The organism is Bradyrhizobium sp. (assembly GCF_016462955.1).
GTDB lineage: Bacteria > Pseudomonadota > Alphaproteobacteria > Rhizobiales > Xanthobacteraceae > Bradyrhizobium.
Map to the genome: position 1 here is coordinate 1 of NZ_JAEMSD010000596.1, position 3,720 is coordinate 3,720.

General features: G+C 65.3%; 3 protein-coding genes and 1 tRNA gene. 3 read left to right on the forward strand and 1 reads right to left on the reverse strand.

Annotated features, from left to right (window positions below):
* Positions 1-126 precede the first annotated feature (126 nt).
* On the reverse strand, positions 127-1,428 hold the full coding sequence (locus JHD07_RS35155) for a multicopper oxidase domain-containing protein (protein ID WP_291630543.1): 1,302 nt from the start codon (positions 1,426-1,428) through the stop codon (positions 127-129).
* 154 nt (positions 1,429-1,582) lie between these two features.
* On the opposite strand from JHD07_RS35155, the gene JHD07_RS35160 reads away from it, so the two are divergent.
* The 3 genes from JHD07_RS35160 to JHD07_RS35170 form a co-directional block, all read left to right on the forward strand.
* Positions 1,583-1,667, forward strand: a tRNA-Leu gene (locus JHD07_RS35160).
* 172 nt (positions 1,668-1,839) lie between these two features.
* Positions 1,840-3,201, forward strand: coding sequence for a trigger factor (gene tig / locus JHD07_RS35165; RefSeq protein ID WP_291630545.1), 1,362 nt, complete (start codon positions 1,840-1,842; stop codon positions 3,199-3,201).
* A 278-nt stretch (positions 3,202-3,479) separates the two neighbouring features.
* Positions 3,480-3,720: ATP-dependent Clp protease proteolytic subunit (locus tag JHD07_RS35170; protein ID WP_291630547.1), on the forward strand; the 241-nt coding region annotated here is incomplete at its 3' end.

The window sequence follows — 3,720 nt, forward strand, 5'->3', positions numbered from 1 at the left end:
GCGTCTGGATGCACGGCGAGGCGGCGAGCGAAGCCGGGCCGGGGCTGATCGCGGAGGATCTGACCGAGACGCTGCCGGCGGTACACCGGCGGATCTATGACGCGCTGGGCGTGGAATTTTGAGCGGTCACTCCACCCCGTACCACCGCACCAGCCGCGGCGCGGCCCAGTCGGTCACAACCGATTCGAGCAGCCATCGTCCTGGCGCGGTCGCCGCAAAGGCGATGCGTTGGGTCTGGCCGGGCTCGACCGCAAGCGTGTCGAGCCAGTACGGTTTCCAGCCGTCGTCGAGCCTGTCGAGCAGGCGGAACGGGTGGCCGTGCAGGTGGAAGACCGCCGCGACCGCGCCCGGGTTCTTCAGGGCCAGCACGACGGTGCGGCCGACCCTGGTGCGAAAGGCAGGGGCGGAGGCGGTGGAGAAGCTCGCGGGCCTTGTCCAACCGGCGTCGGCCGCACCGAGCGCGACATCGAACCGCAGGGCGCCCTTCAGGTCTAGCTTCTCAGGCAGATCGTTCGAGGGCAGCGGCCGTGGCGGGGACAGCGGTGCGCGCTCCAGCTTTCCCGAGACCGCGAGGCTGCCGATTTGGCGCGCCGTCTTGCCGTCATGCAGCAGGAATGGGGCCGATGTGGTCGCATCCACAAACGCGTCGGCGCGCCCGCCCGGCGCCAGCACCAGGGCGCCGTTGCGCGCCGGAAACGGCTCGGCCGGCTGTCCGTCCAGGGCCATCACGCGGACCTCGTGGCTCTCCAATTTGATCGCCAGAACAGAGCGTTGCGAGCCGTTGATGAAGCGCAGCCGGAGCCGCTGGCCGACCGAGGCTGAGAGTTCGAATGAAGTCCGTCCGTTGATGGTGTAGAGCGGCGCTGCGTCCGTCGGGTCCTGGCCTGGCGGGATCGCGGAGCCGTCCGGCCGCAGGCGCCATTCCTCGATCAGCAACACCTCGTCGCGATCGATGGCGACCGGGCCGGCCTCGGCGGCGATGACCGGAAGCGGGCGCGCGGGTTGCTTCAAGCCGTCCTCGAACAGCCGGAAGTCGGCCAGCAAGGTCCCCGCGCTGGGTATTGAAATGATTGATGTTTCAACCGCATCGGGCGGGGCAGGCGCGCGCCCCTGCAGCGGGTCGGTGGTGGCGGCGCCAGTCAGGCCGTACCAGACTGGCGCAAGCGGCGCAGGAAGCTCGTTTCGGAACACCAGCTGGCAGCGGTCGCCGCGCTTGAGACGGGCCTCCCTAAGGTGGTTTACGGCGGCAAGCTCGTAGATTGGTGTAGCCGGCTGACCCGGCCTCAGGGCCAGCGTTGACGCCCTGGCCTGCAGCGCGAGCTGGGCGGTCACGAGCGGGCCCGCGCCACCGGCGATCAAGCCGGCCGCCGCAGCGCCAAGCCCGGCCAGAACCTCGCGTCGATCAGGGGCAACGAAGCGCATTTTCATCGGGCGATCCGGACCACGCCGCGCTGGATAAGTCCAGCCATCATGCCTACTTGAAGCCTGCCTCCATCGGGCCATTTTTTTGCTGCGAACAGTCAGGCACATGCTATAAGCCCGGCCGCCCGCGGCATCGCGGCCGGTCTTGATGCAAATTCACGCGGGCGTGGCGGAACTGGTAGACGCGCTGGATTTAGGTTCCAGTGACGAAAGTTGTGGGGGTTCGAGTCCCTCCGCCCGCACCAAGCGCTTATCGCGTTTGCACGGATTACGAGACCTGCTTCGGCGGATGATCGTCCGCCTGGAGCCGGTCCGATGAACCACCGGTGGTGAGGCATTCGCCTCGCGCCGGATCGATTAATGACAGCGTCCCGACGCGCGACGTGCCGGGACCGAACGAGAAGAAGATTGGACGCCATGCAGGTCACAGAAACCCTCTCGGAAGGTTTGAAGCACGAGTTCAAGATCAGCGTTCCCGCCTCTGATCTCGATGCCAAGGCCGGCGCCAAGCTCGTCGACCTCAAGGACAAGGTCCGCATCAACGGCTTCCGCCCGGGCAAGGTGCCGGTCTCGCATCTGAAGAAGGTCTATGGTCGCTCGGTGATGGCCGAGACCATCGACCAGACCATCCGCGACACCAACACGCAGCTGTTCTCCGAGCGCGGCTTCCGTCTCGCCACCGAGCCGAAGATCACCATGCCGAGCGAGCAGGCCGAGGTGGAGGAGCTGCTGAGCGGCAAGACCGACCTGACCTACACGGTCGCGATCGAGGTGGTGCCGGCGATCGCGCTCGCCGACTTCAAGAGCTTCGAGGTCGAGAAGCCCGTCGCCGACGTGTCCGACTCCGACGTGGACGAAGCGATCAAGCGCATTGCCGATACCAATCGCACCTTCGCCGACAAGGGCGAGGGCGCCAAGGCCGCCTCGGGCGACCGTGTCACCATCAACTTCACGGGCCGCATCAACGGCGAAGTCTTCGAAGGCGGCACCGGCGAGGGCATCCAGGTCCTGATTGGCTCCAACACCTTCATTCCGGGCTTTGAGGAGCAGCTCATCGACATCGGCGCGGGTGAGACGCGCACGCTGAAGGTGTCGTTCCCGAAGAACTACATGAACGAAAAGCTCGCCGGCCAGCCGGCCGAGTTCGAGACCACCGCGACCCTGATCGAGGCGCCGCAGGACCTTGCGATCGACGACGAGTTCGCCAAGTCGCTCGGTCTGGAATCGCTGGACAAGTTGAAGGAAGCGGCGCGCGAGCGCCTCGTTGCCGAGTTCGCCACCGCCACGCGCCAGCGCGTCAAGCGCGCGCTGCTTGACCGCCTCGACGAGGCGCACCGCTTCGAAGCGCCGCCCTCGCTCGTCGACGAGGAGTTCAATCTGATGTGGAACTCGGTCAAGGCCGAGATGGACTCCGCCGGCAAGACCTTTGCCGACGAGGACACCACCGAGGACAAGGCCAAGGAAGAATACCGCAAGATCGCCGACCGCCGCGTGCGGCTCGGCCTCGTACTCTCGGAGATCGGCGACAAGAACAAGATCACCGTGACCGACGACGAGGTCGGCCGCGCCGTGATCGAGCGCGCCCGCTCGATGCCCGGCCGCGAGAAGGAGGTCTGGGACTACTACCGCAACAATCCCCAGGCGCTGGCCCAGCTTCGTGCACCGATCTATGAGGACAAGGTCGTCGACTTCATCCTCGAGCTCGCCAATGTGACCGAGAAGAAGGTCTCGCGCGAGGATCTCTACAAGGACGACGAGGCGGAAAAGACCGCCGCTTGAGGCATTTGAGGTCGCCTTCCATTAAGGATGATCAGCGAACGGGCCCAGCTAGCCAGATGGCCGGCTGGGCCTCTTTGTGCGAATCAGCTTCAACTGTCCCGCGGGATTAAGCCTTAATGCGCTCCGCACTTGTCAGGCGCGAATTGGGCTATATCTGTCGATACGCCTTCTACCTCTTACCCAAGTTCCTGCATCACGGCACGTCCATCCGCCTTGGGGCGCCTCCAGCCAGACTGGCAGCCCCGGCGATGTCCGTCTCCGAAAACCCTAGGTGACTCATGCGCGATCCGGTTGAAACCTACATGAACCTCGTGCCCATGGTGGTCGAGCAGACCAACCGTGGCGAGCGCGCCTACGACATTTTCTCGCGCCTGTTGAAGGAGCGCATTATCTTCGTGACCGGCCCGGTCGAGGACGGCATGTCGACGCTGATCGTGGCGCAGCTCTTGTTCCTCGAGGCGGAAAATCCGAAGAAGGAAATCTCGATGTACATCAACTCGCCGGGCGGCGTGGTGACAT

Bases quoted from the DNA above. Each gene is read 5' to 3' on its own strand.
- JHD07_RS35155 (WP_291630543.1), bottom strand. From the start codon at position 1,428: ATGAAAATGCGCTTCGTTGCCCCTGATCGACGCGAGGTTCTGGCCGGG.
- tig (WP_291630545.1), top strand. From the start codon at position 1,840: ATGCAGGTCACAGAAACCCTCTCGGAAGGTTTGAAGCACGAGTTCAAG.